The sequence below is a fragment of the Paraburkholderia dioscoreae genome, assembly GCF_902459535.1.
GTDB lineage: Bacteria > Pseudomonadota > Gammaproteobacteria > Burkholderiales > Burkholderiaceae > Paraburkholderia > Paraburkholderia dioscoreae.
This window is the reverse complement of record NZ_LR699553.1, coordinates 550351-568047: the sequence shown is the minus strand read 5'-3', so window position 1 is coordinate 568047 and position 17697 is coordinate 550351. Positions and strand designations below refer to the sequence as shown.

At 63.6% G+C, this 17697-nt stretch carries 16 protein-coding genes; 9 read left to right on the top strand and 7 right to left on the bottom strand.

The window, feature by feature from the left end; genetic code table 11:
* Nucleotides 1-32: 32 nt before the first annotated feature.
* From PDMSB3_RS02630 to recG, 3 genes are all read right to left on the bottom strand, one after another.
* Nucleotides 33-170: a hypothetical protein gene (locus PDMSB3_RS02630; RefSeq protein WP_007179281.1), complete on the bottom strand. Its 138-nt coding sequence runs from the start codon at nt 168-170 to the stop codon at nt 33-35.
* A 183-nt stretch (nt 171-353) separates the two neighbouring features.
* Nucleotides 354-1313, bottom strand: a complete 960-nt coding sequence (locus tag PDMSB3_RS02625) for a LysR substrate-binding domain-containing protein (protein ID WP_007179282.1) — start codon at nt 1311-1313, stop codon at nt 354-356.
* A 110-nt stretch (nt 1314-1423) separates the two neighbouring features.
* On the bottom strand, nt 1424-3808 hold the full coding sequence (gene recG / locus PDMSB3_RS02620) for an ATP-dependent DNA helicase RecG (RefSeq protein ID WP_165184435.1): 2385 nt from the start codon (nt 3806-3808) through the stop codon (nt 1424-1426).
* A 148-nt stretch (nt 3809-3956) separates the two neighbouring features.
* Between recG and queA the strand changes: the two genes are divergently transcribed.
* From queA to secF, 5 genes are all read left to right on the top strand, one after another.
* Nucleotides 3957-5015, top strand: coding sequence for a tRNA preQ1(34) S-adenosylmethionine ribosyltransferase-isomerase QueA (gene queA / locus PDMSB3_RS02615; protein ID WP_007179284.1), 1059 nt, complete (start codon nt 3957-3959; stop codon nt 5013-5015).
* 118 nt (nt 5016-5133) lie between these two features.
* Entirely contained in the window at nt 5134-6324 is a 1191-nt protein-coding gene (gene tgt / locus PDMSB3_RS02610; protein ID WP_007179285.1) for a tRNA guanosine(34) transglycosylase Tgt, read from the top strand.
* Nucleotides 6325-6533: 209 nt separating this feature from the next.
* Nucleotides 6534-6863, top strand: coding sequence for a preprotein translocase subunit YajC (yajC, locus tag PDMSB3_RS02605; RefSeq protein WP_007179286.1), 330 nt, complete (start codon nt 6534-6536; stop codon nt 6861-6863).
* Nucleotides 6864-6981: 118 nt separating this feature from the next.
* Entirely contained in the window at nt 6982-9036 is a 2055-nt protein-coding gene (secD, locus tag PDMSB3_RS02600) for a protein translocase subunit SecD (protein ID WP_165184433.1), read from the top strand.
* Between the two features lie 20 nt (nt 9037-9056).
* Nucleotides 9057-10007 carry a protein translocase subunit SecF gene (secF, locus tag PDMSB3_RS02595; RefSeq protein WP_007179288.1) on the top strand — a complete coding sequence of 317 codons (951 nt, stop codon included), beginning with the start codon at nt 9057-9059 and terminating at the stop codon, nt 10005-10007.
* Nucleotides 10008-10136: 129 nt separating this feature from the next.
* Here secF and PDMSB3_RS02590 read toward each other — a convergent pair whose 3' ends face one another.
* From PDMSB3_RS02590 to PDMSB3_RS02575, 4 genes are all read right to left on the bottom strand, one after another.
* Nucleotides 10137-11414 carry an MFS transporter gene (locus PDMSB3_RS02590; RefSeq protein ID WP_007179289.1) on the bottom strand — a complete coding sequence of 426 codons (1278 nt, stop codon included), beginning with the start codon at nt 11412-11414 and terminating at the stop codon, nt 10137-10139.
* A gap of 277 nt (nt 11415-11691) precedes the next feature.
* Entirely contained in the window at nt 11692-12261 is a 570-nt protein-coding gene (locus PDMSB3_RS02585; protein ID WP_007179290.1) for a YceI family protein, read from the bottom strand.
* A gap of 66 nt (nt 12262-12327) precedes the next feature.
* A complete protein-coding gene (locus tag PDMSB3_RS02580) occupies nt 12328-12891 on the bottom strand; it encodes a YceI family protein (protein ID WP_007179291.1) in 564 nt (187 codons plus the stop codon).
* A gap of 8 nt (nt 12892-12899) precedes the next feature.
* Nucleotides 12900-13460: a cytochrome b gene (locus tag PDMSB3_RS02575; RefSeq protein ID WP_007179292.1), complete on the bottom strand. Its 561-nt coding sequence runs from the start codon at nt 13458-13460 to the stop codon at nt 12900-12902.
* Nucleotides 13461-13877: 417 nt separating this feature from the next.
* Here PDMSB3_RS02575 and PDMSB3_RS02570 point away from each other — a divergent pair, with 417 nt between their 5' ends.
* The 4 genes from PDMSB3_RS02570 to PDMSB3_RS02555 are packed head-to-tail and all read left to right on the top strand — an operon-like array spanning nt 13878 to nt 17697.
* Complete coding sequence (locus PDMSB3_RS02570; protein ID WP_007179293.1) at nt 13878-14633, top strand: paraquat-inducible protein A; 756 nt, start codon at nt 13878-13880, stop codon at nt 14631-14633.
* A gap of 7 nt (nt 14634-14640) precedes the next feature.
* Entirely contained in the window at nt 14641-15291 is a 651-nt protein-coding gene (locus PDMSB3_RS02565) for a paraquat-inducible protein A (RefSeq protein WP_007179294.1), read from the top strand.
* The gene (locus PDMSB3_RS02560; protein WP_007179295.1) at nt 15284-16942 is read left to right on the top strand and encodes a PqiB family protein; all 1659 of its coding nucleotides are present in this window, start codon (nt 15284-15286) and stop codon (nt 16940-16942) included. Before PDMSB3_RS02565 ends, PDMSB3_RS02560 begins: the two co-directional genes overlap by 8 nt.
* Nucleotides 16939-17697: a PqiC family protein gene (locus PDMSB3_RS02555; RefSeq protein WP_007179296.1), complete on the top strand. Its 759-nt coding sequence runs from the start codon at nt 16939-16941 to the stop codon at nt 17695-17697. Before PDMSB3_RS02560 ends, PDMSB3_RS02555 begins: the two co-directional genes overlap by 4 nt.

The window sequence follows — 17697 nt, the reverse complement described above, 5'->3', positions numbered from 1 at the left end:
ATGTCAGAGGCTCACGCGTCAAGCGTGACGCATCATGCGGACAAGGCCCGATCGACCAGCAGGGACAACGCGACGGTCCGCACACTGAGCATCGACATGGCGAAGCCACCGGACGCGGCGGCCGGTTGAGCGGCGAGAGCCTGGACTTGCTGCGGGTTCGATTGCGTCATGATTTCCTCCGGGTCTTGTGGGATCGGGCGATCCATGGAGGACACTATAACAACACTATTGATGTGACGTGTTTGATTAATTTTATCTATTCGATAGGGGTTGCGACTATCGACGCCTAATGGGCGCCGGACCGGTTGCTGCCTGGGGATACGCAGCGAACCGGCCGGATGCAGGTGCGACCGTTAATTGACGGCGACGGGCAAGTCGAGCTTCCTGACGCCCGGCAGATCGCAGGCGTTGATGGCGTCGCAAATGGCGTCGATAGCGGGCATGCGCGTGAAGCTCTTGCGCCAGGCCAGCACAACGCGGCGATCCGGCACGGGTTCGTCGAAAGCGACATAGCTGAGCAGCCCGGCGTCGATGCCGCCGGCGTGCGGCTTGACTTCGTGCACCGACATGCGCGGCAGCACGGTAATGCCGACGCCGCTTGCCACCATATGACGAATGGTTTCCAGCGACGAGCCCTCGAAGGTCTTCTGGATGCCGTCCGCGTTTTGCGAAAAGCGCATCAGTTCCGGGCAGACGCCCAGCACGTGATCACGGAAACAGTGACCGCTGCCGAGCAGCAGCATGGTTTCCTGCTTCAGATCGTCGGCGTCGATTTTCTGGCGGTTTTCCCAGGCGTGGCCGGACGGCAGCGCGACCACGAAGGGTTCGTCGTACAGCGGGCGCAGCATCAGACCGGTTTCCGGAAACGGGAGCGCCATGATGGCGACGTCGATTTCGCCTTGTTTGAGCAGCTCGATCAGCTTGAGCGTGTAATTTTCCTGCAGCATCAGGGGCATTTGCGGGACGCGCCTGATCATCTGCTTGACGAGCGTGGGCAGCAGGTACGGCCCGATCGTGTAGATGACGCCGAGGCGCAGCGGCCCGACCAGCGGGTCTTTGCCCTGTTTGGCGATTTCCTTGATGGCGAGCGTCTGTTCGAGGACACGTTGAGCTTGCGTGACGATCTGTTCGCCGATCGGCGTGACGCTCACTTCGCTGGTGCCGCGCTCGAAGATCTGGACGTTGAGCTCGTCTTCGAGCTTCTTGATGGCCACCGACAAAGTCGGCTGGCTGACGAAACACGCTTCGGCGGCCCGGCCGAAGTGCCGCTCGCGGGCAACCGCGACGATGTATTTCAGTTCGGTGAGGGTCATTGGGGGACCAATCAGTGCGATGAGTTTGATAGGTTCTAGTTATACACCTATAGGGTCGGTTCGCCAACTTTTTGGGGAGTGGGGGGCGCAGGTAAAAGAGCCCCCAAACCTCACGCCTTCAAATACTGCTCCCGCGCCCCCAACCACCGCGCCAGATGCTGCATCACCACCTCCGGATATTTCTCCAGCAAAGCAGCCGCCGCCTCCCGCGCAGGCTCAATCAGCCACTGATCATTCTCGAGATCCGCAAACCTGAGCATAGCCGCGCCCGATTGCCGCGCCCCCAAAAACTCCCCCGGCCCACGAATCTCCAGATCCCGCCTGGCGATCTCAAAACCATCGGTCGTCTCACGCATGGTCTGAAGCCGCGCCCGCGCAGTCATCGACAAAGGCCCGGTGTAAAGCAGCACGCAAACCGAAGCCGCACTCCCGCGCCCCACCCGCCCGCGCAACTGGTGCAATTGCGCAAGCCCAAACCGCTCGGCATGCTCGATCACCATCAACGACGCATTCGGCACATCAACGCCCACTTCGATCACAGTGGTCGCCACCAGCAACTGCACTTCGTTGCGAGTAAACGCATCCATCACAGCCGCTTTTTCAGCCGGCGCAAGCCGCCCATGCACGAGACCGACATTCAGCTCGGGCAACGCGGCCACCAGCGTCTCGTAAGTTTCGACCGCGGTCTGCAACTGCAACGTCTCACTTTCCTCGATCAACGGGCACACCCAGTACACCTGGCGCCCCGTCAATGCGGCCTCGCGTACACGCCCGATCACCTCCTCGCGCCGCGCGTCGGACACCAGCTTGGTCAGGATCGGCGTGCGCCCGGGCGGCAATTCGTCGATGGTCGAAACGTCGAGGTCGGCGTAATACGTCATCGCGAGCGTGCGCGGAATCGGCGTGGCCGACATCATCAATTGATGCGGCTGGAAGTCGCGCGCGCCGTCGGCGGCGTTCTGCGCCTTGGCGCGCAGGGCAAGCCGTTGCGCCACGCCGAAACGGTGCTGTTCGTCGACGATCACGAGCCCGAGGCGCGCGAACTCCACCGCGTCCTGAATGATCGCGTGCGTGCCGATCACGAGTTGCGCCGTGCCGAGCGCGGCGGCTTCGATCGCGGCGCGCTTTTCCCGGGTCTTCAGACTGCCGGCCAGCCACGCGACGCTCACGCCAAGCGGCTCCAGCCAGCCGCGCAACTTGCGTGCGTGCTGTTCGGCGAGAATTTCGGTCGGCGCCATGAGCGCGGCCTGATAGCCGGCGTCGATAGCCTGGGCCGCGGCCAGCGCGGCGACGATCGTCTTGCCGCTGCCGACGTCGCCCTGCAACAGCCGCTGCATCGGATGAGGCTGTGTCAGGTCGAGCGCGATCTCGCCGCCCACACGCTCCTGCGCCGCCGTCAGTGAAAACGGCAGCGCCTTCAGCAAGCGCGCCACCAGCGCGGATTCGTCGCCGAGCTTGCGGCGCGGCATGGCCGGCGCCGCGCGCGTGCGGCGCTCCTCGTGCGCGCGCTTGAGCGACATCTGCTGCGCAAGCAGTTCCTCGAACTTGATGCGCACCCAGGCCGGATGCGTGCCGTCGATCAACGCCGTCTCGTCGGACCGCACGCCCGGATGATGCAGCGTGCGCACGGCGTCCATCAGCGACGGCACGCCGAGCGGTTCCAACCACGTACGCGCAACCGGCTCGGGCAACAACTCCGGCAGCGAGGTGCGCGACAGCGCGTTGTCGATCGATTTGCGCAGATACGCCTGCGTCACGCCCGCCGTGCTGGGATAGACCGGCGTCAGCGCCTGCGGAAGCGGCGTGTCTTCGTCGACCACGCGCACGGCGGGATGCACCATCTCCATGCCGAAAAAACCGCCGCGCACGTCGCCGCGTACCCGCAGCCGCGCGCCGATCGCCATCTGCTTGACCTGCGAGCCATAGAAATTCAGGAAGCGCAGCACGAGTTCGTCGCCGGCGTCGTCGCGCAACTTCACCAGTAACTGGCGGCGCGGACGATAGGCGATCTCGTTGTCGAACACCACGCCCTCGGTCTGCGCAATGCCGCCGGGCAGCAGATGCCCGATCGGCGTCAGCGAGGTCTCGTCCTCGTAACGCATGGGCAGATGCAGAACCAGATCGATGTCGCGAGTCAGGCCGAGTTTGGCGAGCTTGTCGGCGGTTTTTTCGGCGGGTTTGGCGGCCGGCTTGTCTGTGGACTTCGTTGCGGGCTTGGTCGCCGATTTCGCGGCGGCTTTGGCGGCAGATTTGCCGGCGGGTTTGTCGCCGAATATGTTGTCCGGCTTGGCAGCCACCGGTTCGTCAGCCGGTTTGTCGGCCGGCTGGATGCCGAACTTGTCACCTTCACGCGCGGGCTTTTCGCCGTCCACCACCACACCCGCGCCAACGTCGCCCGCCTCCGCCGCGACCGTCTTGCCTCGCGAGACGCGGCGCCTGGGCTCGGCGCTCACTTCATCGTTGGCGGAGGGCAATCGGCGGTCGGACAAAGGCATGGGCTGCTTCGCAAGTACAATATCGGCTGTCAAAGGGTTCGCCGCCATACGGCGCGCACTCTCGCGGGCCGCTCAGGCGTCCCGCAATCATAGCCGCCCGGCTCCGGCTTCGGCTCAATTCAGTCTCAATTCGCTTCCAGTCGTTCGCATGTTGACGCTTTCCGATTTCGATTTCGATCTACCTCCCGAGCTGATCGCGCAAGTCGCGCTGCCCGAGCGCAGCGCCAGCCGTCTGCTCGAGGTGGACAACCCGGCCGGCGCCACCGGCCCGGCGCGCCTGATCGACCGCCGCTTTGCCGAGTTGCCCGACTGCATCGCAGCCGGCGACCTGCTGGTCTTCAACGATACCAAAGTCCTGAAAGCCCGCTTCCTCGGCCAGAAGGCTAGTGGCGGCAAGATCGAAGTGCTGGTGGAGCGCCTCACCGGCGAGCGCACGGCGCTCGCGCAGATTCGCGCGAGCAAGAGCCCGCAGCCCGGCGCCACGATCCGGCTGGCGGATGCTTTCGACGTCACGATCGGCGAGCGCGTCGAGCCGTTCTACACGCTGCATTTCCCCGGCGACTGCCTGACGCTGATCGAGCAATTCGGCCGCCTGCCGCTGCCGCCGTACATCGAGCACGATCCCGACGCGACCGACGAAACCCGCTATCAGACGGTATTCGCGCAAAATCCCGGCGCCGTCGCAGCGCCGACCGCCGGCCTGCATTTCGACGAGGCGCTGCTCGCGCGCCTCGACGCCCGCGGCGTGGAGCGCGCGACGCTGACGCTGCATGTCGGCGCTGGCACGTTCCAGCCAGTGCGGGTTGAAAACCTCGCCGAGCACAAGATGCATAGCGAGTGGTATCACCTGCCGCAATCGCTCGCCGACAAGATCGGGGCGACCCGCGCGCGCGGCAACCGCGTGATCGCGGTGGGCACGACCTCGATGCGCGCGCTCGAAGCCGCCGCGCGCGACGCCGAAGCCGCAGGCCGGCCGCTTGCCGCCGCCAGCACGGAAACCGACATTTTCATCACGCCGGGCTATCGATTCCGCGTGGTCGACCGGCTGGTGACCAATTTCCATTTGCCCAAGTCGACGTTGCTGATGCTGGTATCGGCGTTCGCCGGCGTCGAGACGATTCGCGAGGCGTACCGCCACGCGATCGAAGCGCGTTACCGCTTCTTCAGTTACGGCGACGCAATGCTGCTTACGCGGCGTGACGCGTGACGCGCGACACAGGTCAAAGCCGCCTCGAGGTTTTCGTCGTTCCCTCTGCCGCCGCGAACCTGCCGGCGGCGTTCAACATTTGCGCCGGACTGTTCTCCGGTTGCACAGGAGTTATTTCATGACCGACGGTCATCTGTCGCAAGACGCGACCCACGAGCGTCCCGAAAACGGCCTCAAATTCGAACTGCTCGGCGTCGACGGCCAGGCCCGCCGTGGCCGCGTCGCCCTGAACCACGGCGTAGTGGAAACGCCGATCTTCATGCCGGTCGGCACCTACGGCACCGTGAAGGCCGTGCAGCCGCGCGAGCTCGAAGAAATGCATGCGCAGATCATCCTCGGCAACACTTTCCACCTGTGGCTGCGTCCGGGTCTGGAAACGATCGAGGCGCACGGCGGCCTGCATGGCTTCATGGGCTGGAAAAAGCCGATCCTCACCGACTCGGGCGGCTTCCAGGTATTCTCGCTCGGCGATCTGCGCAAAATCACCGAAGATGGCGTCACGTTCGCGTCGCCGATCAACGGCGACAAGCTTTTCCTGTCGCCCGAAGTGTCGATGCAGATCCAGAAAGTGCTGAACTCGGACATCGTCATGCAATTCGACGAATGCACGCCGTACGCGACCAATAACGTGCCGACCTCGCACAAGGAAGCGGCCGATTCCATGCGTATGTCGATGCGCTGGGCGCAGCGCTCCATCGACGAATTCAACCGGCTGGGCAATCCGAACGCGCTGTTCGGCATCGTTCAGGGCGGCATGTTCGAAGACCTGCGCGACGAGTCGCTGGCGGGGCTCGCGGAGAAGGATTTCCACGGTCTGGCGATCGGCGGCCTGTCGGTCGGCGAGCCGAAGGAAGACATGATGCGCGTGCTGAACCACATCGGCCCGAAGCTGCCCGCCAACAAGCCGCACTACCTGATGGGCGTCGGCACGCCGGAAGACCTGGTGGCGGGCGTCGCCGCCGGCGTCGACATGTTCGACTGCGTGATGCCGACCCGCAACGCGCGCAACGGCTGGCTCTTCACGCGTTTCGGCGACATCAAGATCCGCAACGCCGCGCACAAGAATTCGCTACGCCCGCTCGACGAGCAATGCGGCTGCTACACGTGTCGAAATTTCACTCGCGGCTACCTGCATCATCTGCATCGTGTAGGGGAAATCCTCGGTGCGCAGTTGAACACGATCCACAACCTGCACTACTACCTGGAACTGATGCAGGAAATCCGCGACGCGATCGACGCGAAAATGTTCGAGCCCTTCCGCAAACGCTTTCACGAGAACCGCGCGCGCGGCACCGCCGAGGCGCCGTGACGGCGCGGGGTAAAGGATTCAGCCGAAGAATCCGTCGGCCTCGCCAAGAAAACCTTACAATTCACTTTCGCGGACGGCGGTAAAGATGGCAAAGCAGGCTTTAAACGGTTGATCGCAAAGCCGATTCGCCGCGCCGACGCGCGTCAGGCCGGTGGTAGAATAACCGGCTGATTTTTTTGATCGTTTTGACTTATAACGGAGAGACCAACGTGTCGTTCATTTCCAATGCCTTCGCCCAAGGCACAGCAACAGGTGGCATTGAATCGAACCTGATGAGCTTCCTGCCGCTGATCCTGATGTTCGGCGTGCTGTACTTCATCATGATTCGCCCGCAAATGAAGCGCCAGAAGGAACATCGCAACATGCTCGCCGCCATGGCCAAGGGTGACGAAGTGGTGACGAACGGCGGCATCGTCGGCAAGGTGACCAAGGTGGGCGAAGCTTACGTCGGCGTCGAAATCTCGGAAGGCACGGAAATCACCGTGCAGAAAGCGTCGGTCACGACGATTCTCCCGAAGGGCACGATCAAGTCGCTGTAAGGCCTGCTCTCTCGCGTCCGGCGCGGCCTCGCCGGCGGTTCTCGCGGAACAACGCCGAATCGCCCGCGCTCATCGCCGGACGCATCGCTTCCAAGCCAACCTTCCCGTTGGACCACTCATGAATCGTTACCCCCTCTGGAAATATGCCGTGATGCTGGTGGCTCTGGTCATCGGCCTCGTGTACACGCTGCCCAACCTGTTCGGCGAAGCGCCGGCGGTGCAGGTGTCGAGCGGCAAGGCAACGGTCAAGCTCGACTCGACCACGCTGTCGGCTGTCGAAGCCGCGCTCGCCGCGAATCAGATCAAGCCGGACGACGTCACGTTCGACAACTCGGCGACCAACGCGAACATCCGCGTGCGTCTGCCGGACACCGACACGCAATTGCGCGTGAAGGATCTGCTGCAGAAGTCGCTGAACAGCGACCCGAGCGACCCGCAGTTCATCGTCGCGCTGAATCTGCAAAGCGCGTCGCCGCGCTGGCTGACCGCCTTGCATGCGCTGCCGATGTACCTTGGCCTCGATCTGCGCGGCGGCGTCCACTTCCTGCTGCAGGTCGACATGGCCGGCGCGCTGAACAAGAAGCTCGATTCGGACGCTTCGGACGCGCGCACGCTGCTGCGTGACAACAACATCCGCGACGGCGGCGTGAATCGCGTCAACCAGACGGTGGTGATCAATTTCGCCGACCAGGCGACGGCGGACAACGCATCGAAGCAACTGGGCCGCAGCATCAGCGAGCTCCAGTGGGCCTCGCAAACCAGCCCGGACGGCGGCGTGCAACTGGTCGGCACGTTCACGCCGACAGTGCAGAGAGCCGTGCAGGACGCCGCGCTCAAGCAGAACATCACCACGCTGCATAACCGCGTGAACGAACTCGGCGTGGCCGAGCCGGTGATCCAGCAACAAGGCTCCGATCGTATCGTGGTCGAACTGCCGGGCGTGCAGGACACGGCGAAGGCAAAAGACATCATCGGCCGTACGGCAACGCTCGAAGCGCGCCTCGCCGATCCGGTCAACACACATCCGAATCCGTCCGATCCGGTGCCGCCCGGCGACGAACTGTTCACGCAAGGCAACCAGACGCCGGTGCTGCTGCGCAAGCAGATCATCTTCACGGGCGACCGGATTATCGACGCGTCGGCGGGCTTCGACGAGCATCAACGTCCTTCCGTCAACATCCGTCTGGATTCGGCCGGCGGCCGTGCCGTCGCCAGCGTGTCGCGCGACAACATCGGCAAGCCGATGGCCATGGTGCTGTTCGAAAAGGGCAAGGGCGAAGTGCTGACGGTGGCGACCATCCAGTCTGAACTGGGCGACCGTTTCCAGATCACCGGCCAGGCCACGCCGCAAGGCGCCGCCGACCTCGCGCTGCTGCTGCGCGCCGGTTCGCTGGCCGCGCCGATGGACATCATCGAAGAACGCACGATCGGCCCGAGCCTCGGCGCGGACAACATCAGGAAGGGCTTCCACTCGGTGGTGTGGGGCTTCGCGGCGATCGCCGTCTTCATGATCGCGTACTACATGCTGTTCGGCGTGATCTCCATGATCGGCCTGTCGGTCAACCTGCTGCTGCTGATCGCCGTGCTGTCCATGCTGCAGGCCACGCTCACCTTGCCGGGTATCGCCGCTATCGCGCTCGCGCTCGGTATGGCGATCGACGCCAACGTGCTGATCAACGAGCGGGTGCGCGAGGAACTGCGCAACGGCGCGCCGCCGCAACTGGCCATCCAGAACGGCTACGCGCACGCCTGGGCAACGATTCTCGACTCGAACGTCACCACGCTGATCGCCGGTATCGCGCTGCTCGCGTTCGGCTCAGGGCCGGTGCGCGGCTTTGCGATCGTGCACTGTATCGGCATTCTGACGTCGATGTTCTCGGCCGTGTTCTTCTCGCGCGGCATCGTCAACCTCTGGTACGGCGGCAAGAAGAAGCTGAAGTCGCTCGCCATCGGCCAGGTGTGGCGTCCGGATACGGCGCCCGCAGGCTCGGCCGCTTACCTCGGTAGCGAAGACGCCTCCACCGACACCGCGCAAGCCGTCGCCGCGGTCGCCGCCAAGCCGTCGAAGGCCAAGGCAGCGGTTGCGCAGGCACGTGCCGGCAAGCCGACCGTGCGCCGCCGCAACGGGCCGGGTTCTTCGAATACGCCGCAGAAACCGGGTTCATCCCGCTGAGTCCCGGAGAAAACAAGACCATGGAATTTTTCCGTTTCCGCAAAGACATTCCGTTCATGCAGCGCGCGTTGATTTTCAACGCCATCTCGCTGCTGACGTTCCTTGCTGCTGTGTTCTTCCTGCTGCATCGCGGGCTGCATCTGTCGGTGGAGTTCACCGGCGGTACGGTTATCGAAGTGCAGTATCCGGGCACCGCGCCGCTCGAGCCTGTACGCGGCACGCTGGGCAAACTCGGTTACGCCGACGCCCAGGTGCAGAACTTCGGCACCTCGCGCGACGTGCTGATCCGTCTGCCGCTCAAAAAGGGCTATACGTCCGCGCAGCAGAGCGATCAGGTGATGACCGCGCTGAAGGCCGACACCCCGCAGGTGCAACTGCAGCGTGTCGAGTTCGTCGGCCCGCAGGTCGGCAAGGAACTCGCTACAGACGGCCTGCTCGCGCTGGCCTGCGTGGTGGCCGGTATCGTGATCTACCTGTCGTTCCGTTTCGAATGGAAGTACGCGGTGGCCGGCGTGATTGCGAACTTGCACGACGTGGTGATCATTCTCGGCTTCTTCGCGTTCTTCCAGTGGGAGTTCTCGCTGTCGGTGCTGGCCGCCGTGCTCGCGGTGCTCGGCTACTCGGTGAACGAATCGGTCGTTATCTTCGACCGGATTCGCGAGACCTTCCGCCGCGAACGCAAGCTGACCGTGATCGAAGTCATCAACCACGCGATCACCAGCACGATGTCGCGAACCATCATCACCCACGGCTGTACGCAGATGATGGTGCTGTCCATGTTCCTGTTCGGCGGCCCGACGCTGCACTACTTCGCTCTCGCGCTGACGGTCGGTATTCTGTTCGGTATTTACTCGTCGGTGTTCGTCGCCGCGGCGCTCGCCATGTGGTTCGGCGTGAAGCGCGAAGATCTGATCAAGGACAAGAAGGAACGCCCCGACGCGGACGATCCGAACGCAGGCGCGCAAGTCTGATCCTGTCGTAGCGTCAGACCTCGCAACAAAAAAGGCCGGTTCAATCACGAACCGGCCTTTTGCGTTTACCGCCGCCCTGCTCCGCCGTCGCGCTGCGCTATCTCGCGGCGGCAACGGACGGCGCCAGCTTCAGCGAAAGCCGAGCTTGCGCCGCGCCGCGATCAGCGCGACGAGGCTCACCAGCGCGGCGAAAATCAGGTAATAACTCGGCGCGGCTTTGGAGCCCGTCACGCTGATCAGCCACGCAATGATGAACGGCCCGAAACCACCGAAAATCGTTACGGCGACGTTATAAGCCAGCGACATGCCGGTCGTGCGCGTTTGCACCGGAAACATCTCCGAAAGCAGACCCGGCAGCGCCGCGAAATAGCCGGTCATCAGAAAGCCGAACACGATCTGCATAACGATCAAGGTGCCGAAGGTCGGATGCGCAACCAGATACACGAAAGCCGGGTAGATCAGGACGAGCAGCAGCAACGCCGAGGCCAGCATGATCGTGGTGCGCCCATGCCGGTCCGACAGATGGCCGATCAGCGGCGAGAACACCATCTGGATCAAGCCGGTCAGTGCAATCGCCGCGAACGCCACCGAGGGCGCCAGTCCCAATTGCTTCACGCCGAAGGTCGGCATGAACAGCACCAGATAGGTCGACACCGTCCCAAGCACCACCACGCCGATGGCGATCAGCAGGCGCAATTTCTGGCTGGTGAAGGTATCGCGCAGCGGCGTCATGGTCGTTTCGGCCGCGAGAAATTCAGGCGTCTCGTCGAGCTTCGTGCGGATATACCAAGCGACCGGCCCGATCAGCAGACCAAAGAAAAACGGCACACGCCAACCCCAGGAACCCATCTGCTGCGGCGAGAGCTGACCAGTGAGCAGCACGCCGAAGCCGGCGGCGAGCAGCGTGGTGAGCCCCTGGCTTGCCACCTGCCAGCTGGCGAAAAAACCGCGCCGCCCCGGCACGTGTTCCGCGAGAAAGGCGGTAGCGCTACCGAACTCGCCGCCCGCCGAAAAGCCCTGCATCAGACGCGCCAACACGAGGATCACCGGCGCGGCAAGACCGATGCTCTGGTAGGTCGGCAGAATCGCGATGATCAGCGTGCCGGCCATCATCAGCAGGATCGACAGGGTGAGCGCCGCCTTGCGGCCGGCACGGTCGGCATAGGCGCCGATCACGATCGCGCCGAGCGGCCGCATGAAGAACGACACGCCGAACGTGCCGAGCGTGAGGAGCAGCGAGACCGTGTCGTTACCGGCCGGGAAAAACAGCTTCGCGATCACCACCGCGAAAAAACCGTACACCACCAGATCGAACCATTCCAACGCGTTGCCGATCGAGGCCGCGACCACCGCGCGCCACGAACTCTGCCGGCTCCCCGTGAGGCTTGCTGCTGTCGTTGCGTTCATGCAGATCTCCGATTCGCGCGAAATATTATTGATGTCGGCTTCACGCCTGAATGCCCGACTGGATGCGCGCACAACCAATGCGGTGCCTGCGCTCTATGTACCCGAAAAATTAATACGGCGCGAGTGCGAAATTGCGCTGCGCCGCTGCATAAGGCTTCCGGCGTTTCAGACGGCCGATAAAAAAACCGCTTCGTCGCCAGAGCGAACGAAGCGGTTTTTTGTTGCGACGCAACGGCCGCGCGACCCGATAGCCGAACCCGATGGACGCGTTAAGCGCCTATTGCTTGATGCCTTCAGATTGAATATGCAGCTTGGTATCCATGCTGAAGCCGTATTTGACGCCGAAATCCATGCCGTAGTCGGCGCGATTGAAATGCGCGCTCGCTTCCACGCCGCACACCTCGCGCTTGAGTACCGGGTGCTGCATGCACTTGAACGACTCGATCTTCAGATTCAGCGGCTTGGTAACGCCGTGCATCGTCAGGCTGCCCACCACCTCGACCGGCTTGTCGCCGTCAAACTTGATATCGGTGCCCTTGTAAGTCGCCGCCGGATATTTGGCGACGTCGAAGAACGCGTCCGACTTCAGATGCTCGTCGAGCTTGCCGTTGCCGGTATCGACCGAGGCGGGATCGACCGTCACGTCGACCGTGCCGGTTTTCGCCGCGCGATCGAGCGTGACCATGCCGGAGCTCTTGGTGAACTTGCCGCGCCACACCGAAAGGCCGCCGAAGTGATCCGCCTCGAAACTCGGATACGTGTGGGTCGGATCGAGCTGATAGGTATCAGCAGCCGCGAACGCGCCCAATGAGAAAGAAGAAGCCAGCGCGCCGAAGGCGATCAACATGGATGTTTTCAATTCGTGCTCCCAGGTTCCTGAAAAAAGCCGCGCGCCCGAGTGGCGCGGCAAGCGTCACTTACGTGCTGCAACGATATGAAACTTGATGACCACCTCATCGGCGACCACCGAGGTGTCCTTCCATTCGCCGGTGCCGATATCGAATTGCGAGCGCCTGATCGGCAGCGACCCGTCGAAGGTTTGCACGGCGCCCTGCTGGGACACCGCGACCGGTACCACCACCGTCTGCGATTTACCCTTGATGGTCAGCTTGCCGGTCACCTTGAACTGGTTGCCGCCGGCCGGCGCAATCGCGCTGGAGACGAAGGTGGCGGTCGGATACGTCTTGGCGTCGAACCAGTCCTTGCCGCGCACCTGGTCGTTGTAGCTTTCGTCGCCGAGATCGTAGCTGGCCACGTCGATGCTGAATTGCGCCGCGCCCTCGGCCGGTTTTGCCGGATCGAACCTGACCTGCGCGGTAAATTTACCGAACTTGCCTTCCACCGGCACGTTCATCTGCTTCGACGTGGCAGTCACCGAGCTTTTCGCGACGTCGACTTGCGCGACGGCGCTCCCGGCCGCGGTCAACGAGGCCGCGGCGAAGGCGGCGAGCATGTAGCGATAAAACGAGACCTTCATGGTTGTCCTTATTTGAGGAAAGGGAGCATGCGCGAAAGCAGGCCGTCGCGATCCAGCCATTGATGCTTGAGCGCAGCCGCGACGTGCAGCGCGACCAGCACGAGCAAGGTGTAATTGAGCGTGATATGCACGTTCTTCAGGAGTTCCTTGAGGTGCGGGTCCGGCGCGATCAGGCGCGGCAGCGGAATCAGCCCGAGGTAGACCACCGGCACGTTGGCAGCCGAGCTGTACAGGTAGCCCGACGCGGGAATCGCGATCATCAGCACATACAGCAGCAGATGCACGAGATGCGCGGCGCCGCGCTGCCAGCCCGGCATGCGGCGCGGCATTACAGGGGCCGAGTGCGTGGCGCGCCACAGAATGCGCAGGACGGCGAGCGCGAACACCGTCACGCCGATCCATTTGTGCCACGAGAAGTAGCGCAGCTTGGTGGGCGTGAAGCCCGGAATATCGGTCATCACCCAACCGAGCGCGAAGCCGCACACGATCAGCAACGCGATCAGCCAGTGCAAGGCAATGGCAGTCCGCGTGTACGACTCCCTGCTGCCGAATGAAGGATTGAGTGCCATGACAGGTCGCCGCAAGCTAAGAGAGGTTAACGGCGCAGCCCGCGCGGATATTCCGGCCGCCGATGCGTAAGGCATCAGCGCAGACGGCCGGACCATGCCTGCCGTGGCACGCACCAAGGCGGCCATGCTACCCCAATCGGAAAAAACTGGCAGAAGGTCGCCAGAGATCCCGCCCCTGGCGTTTTCGCCGCACATGCCGCGCGCATTGAACAATTAGGGACGGAGGTTGTCAGAGTTATAGCGATTCGATGTAGCATTAACCGTCCGCCAACGCCCGCCACGGCTCACAATCCAGCTTCAGCGCAATGGCCGGTGCGACCGCCGGGCGCGTTTGGTACTATTGCTCCACACTTTGATCAGACCTGCCAAAGAAACGGGCATTGCACGCTTCCCCTCACACTGTCAGCCCTTTGCCCTATGGAACATGACAACCTGATTGCGTGCCATGAGTGCGATACGCTGTTCCGCAAACCCCGGCTTGTCGGGCGCACGGTCGCGCGCTGTCCGCGCTGTGGGGCCACGCTTTACCGCGGCATCTCCCGCAAGCTGGACGCCATTAGCGCCATGACGCTCGGCGCGCTGATCACCTTCCTGATCGCGCAAGGCTTCCCGATCGTCGAACTCGAAACCAACGGCATCACCTCGCAGACCACGCTGTTCGGCGCGCTCATCGCGCTATGGGACGAGGACATGCAGATCGTCGCTGTCATGGTCTTCTGCTCGACCATTCTGTTCCCGCTGACTGAACTCGTCGCGCTGCTCTACGTGCTGATCCCGCTGCGCGCCGGCTATGTGCCGCACGCCTTCAACCGCGTGCTGCGCGCGATTCAATTCGTACGCCCGTGGGGCATGATCGAAGTCTTCATGCTCGGGATACTGATCACCATCGTGAAGATGGTGAGTCTCGCGCGCGTGATTCCCGAAGCGGCGCTGTTTGCGTTCGGCGTGCTCACGCTGATGCTCGCCGTGGTGGTCACGTTCGATCCGCGCATTCTGTGGGATCTCGCCGACGAACTGGGCGCCCGCGGCGAACGGCCGCTGCCGCGCACTTCAGCAGACAGCGCGGCGGCCGCAGTCAGCTCGGTCGCGGGACCACCCGCGCCGCCCGAGGTGCGTGGCGCGGAGCCGTCCGCATTGCCGCCGGTCGTGCCACCGGCGCCACGTCGAGGGTGAGCACACCATGAAATACGTTACCGCGAGAAGCGCGGGTCTCGTCAGTTGCCATGCGTGCGGACGCGTCGAGCCGCGCATTCGCTCCGTCACGGCGCAGCACTGTTCACGGTGCGGCGCGCACCTTCACTCGCGCAACCCCGACAGTCTCATGCGCACCTGGGCGCTGCTGATCGCCGCCGCGCTGCTGTATATTCCCGCGAATCTGCTGCCCGTCATGCACACCTCGTCGCTGCTCGGTTCCGAAGACGACACTATCATGAGCGGCGTCGTTTATTTCTGGACCTCGGGCGACTGGCCGCTCGCGGTGATCGTGTTTGTCGCCAGCATCATGGTGCCGATGCTCAAGCTGAGCGTGCTGGTGCTGCTCACCATCACGGCGCAGCGCCGCTCGCGCTGGCGGCCCGATCAGCGCATCACGCTTTACCGGATGGTCGAACGGATCGGGCGCTGGTCGATGCTCGACGTGTTCGTCGTCACGCTGACCGTCGCGCTGGTGCGCTTCAAATCGCTTGCCGTCATTACGGCGGGCCCCGGAGCCATCGCCTTCGGCTCGGTCGTGATTCTGACCATGATGGCCTCCATGCAGTTCGATCCACGCCTCATCTGGGACCACGTGGAAGGCAGCACCCCAAAACCTCAGGATCTCAAACATGACTAGCCCGCAAGAACCGACGCCCGCTCCCGATGCGCCGCGCAACGATTCGAACGGACCGAAGCTGCCGCCCCAACTCCCCGACCCTGACATTGAACCGCGCAGCCGCTGGCTGCCTTCGCTCGTCTGGGTGATTCCGCTGATTGCCGCGCTGATCGGCATCGCGCTCGTGATCAAATCCGTCACCGCGAAAGGCCCGACCATCACGATCAGTTTCGTCAGCGCCGAAGGCCTCGAACCGGGCAAGACCAAGGTGAAGTACAAGGACGTCGACGTCGGCGCCGTGAAGACCATCACGCTGTCGAAAGATCTGTCGCACGTGCTGGTGCAGGTCCAGTTGACCAAGGAAGGCGAAGATTTCGCGGTCAAGGATTCGCGTTTCTGGGTGGTGCGGCCGCGCGTCGGCGCGAGCGGCGTGTCCGGTCTCACCACGCTGCTTTCGGGCGCGTATATCGGCGCGGATGCCGGGCATTCGCCGGATACCGAGAAGGACTTCGTTGGCCTCGAAACGCCGCCGCCGATTACCGGCGACCAGAAGGGTCACCAGTTCGTCCTGCACGGCGACTCGCTCGGCTCGATCGACATCGGCTCGCCGATCTTCTACCGGCGCGTGCAGGTCGGCCAGGTGGTCGGCTTCTCGCTCGACAAGGACGGCACCGGCGTGACCATGCAGGTCTTCGTGTCCGCGCCGTTCGACCAGTATGTCGGCACCAATTCGCGCTGGTGGCATGCGAGCGGTGTCGATCTGCGGCTCGATTCCAGCGGCTTCAAGCTGAACACCCAGTCGCTTGCAACGGTGATCGTAGGCGGCCTGTCGTTCCAGTCGCCGCCGGGTCAGGGCGTAGGCGCGCAGGCGCCGAACAACATGACCTTCCGCCTCGGTTCGGATGAAGCCGATGCGATGCGCGAACCGGACGGCGTGCCGCTGCGCGTGGTGATGAACTTCAACCAGTCGCTGCGCGGCCTGTCGATCGGCGCACCGGTCGATTTCCGCGGCATCGTGCTGGGCCAGGTGACCAACATCGGCATCGACTACGATCCGAAGTCGCGCAGCTTCACCATGCCGGTAACGATGAACCTCTATCCGGACCGGCTTGGCAGACGCTTCCGCGAGACCGCGCCGGCACCGGGCAGCCTGGCGGGTCAAACCATGCTGCAACAGCTCGTCAAACATGGTCTGCGCGGCCAGTTGCGCACCGGCAATCTGATTACGAGCCAGCTGTACGTGGCGGTGGACATCTTCCCGAAGGCGCCGCCGGCAACCGTCGACGTGGCGAGCGATCCGCTCGAACTGCCGACCATTCCGAACACGCTCGACGAGTTGCAGCTCCAGGTCGCCGACATTGCGAAGAAGCTCGACGCGGTGCCGTTCGACCAGATCGGCAACAACCTGAACAGCGCGCTGAAGAACGCCGATCAGCTCTTCACGCGACTCGACAAGGAAGTGGTGCCGCAGGCGCGCGACACGCTCGCAGCGGCGAAGCAGACCTTCGGTTCGGCCGAGGCGACCTTGCAGCAGGATTCGCCGTTGCAGTCCGATGTTCATCAGGCGTTGCAGGAATTGACGCGCACGTTGCAGTCGCTGAATGCGCTGTCGGATTATCTGGAGCGCCATCCCGAATCGCTGTTGCGCGGTAAATCAGGAGATAAACCATGATGTTTGCCCGGCTCCCCCGTCCGCCGCGCGGGCTCGCGCGTGGTGCTGTTCTTGCCGGCGCGCTGGCCGGACTGGTGGCGCTGGCGGCGTGCTCGTCGCCGTCGAGCCGCTTCTATACGTTGGGATCGGATAGCACCGCCGCAGCGGCGGCGCCGGTCAGCGGCCGGACCTCGGCTGCGCCGGCGTGGCTGATCGAAGTCGCGCCGATCGACGTGCCGCCGCAGGTGTCGAAGAATCAGTTGGTGATACAGACGGGGCCGACACAGGTCCAAGTGCTCGAAGAAGAGCGCTGGGCCTCGCTGCCCGGCGACGAGATCCGGCGCGCGTTGTCGACGAGTCTGACGCAGCAGTTGAACACCATCGACGTGTACGGCACCGCGCGACCGGATGCCACGCCGGTGTATCGGGTCAGCATGAACGTGCAGCGCTTCGAGTCATGGCCCGGCTCGCATGCGTTGATCGATGCAGTGTGGAGCGTCCGTTCGGTACGCAGCAACGCGGTAATGACGTGCCGCAGCGTGGTCAGCGAACCGGTGAGCGGCGGGTATGACGCGCTGGTCGACGGGCATCGGCGGGCGCTGCAGCGGATTTCCGTGCAGATGGCTTCCGCCGTGCAGGCAATGGCTGCCGCTGCTCCGCAAGGTCAAAGCCCGAACCCCAAGGGAGCTTCTTCGGCTTCGACCAAAGGGACGGCGGTGAGTGTGGCCGTGCCACCCTGTCCTTCAGCGGACAGCACTGCGGGAGCCGGCGCCTGA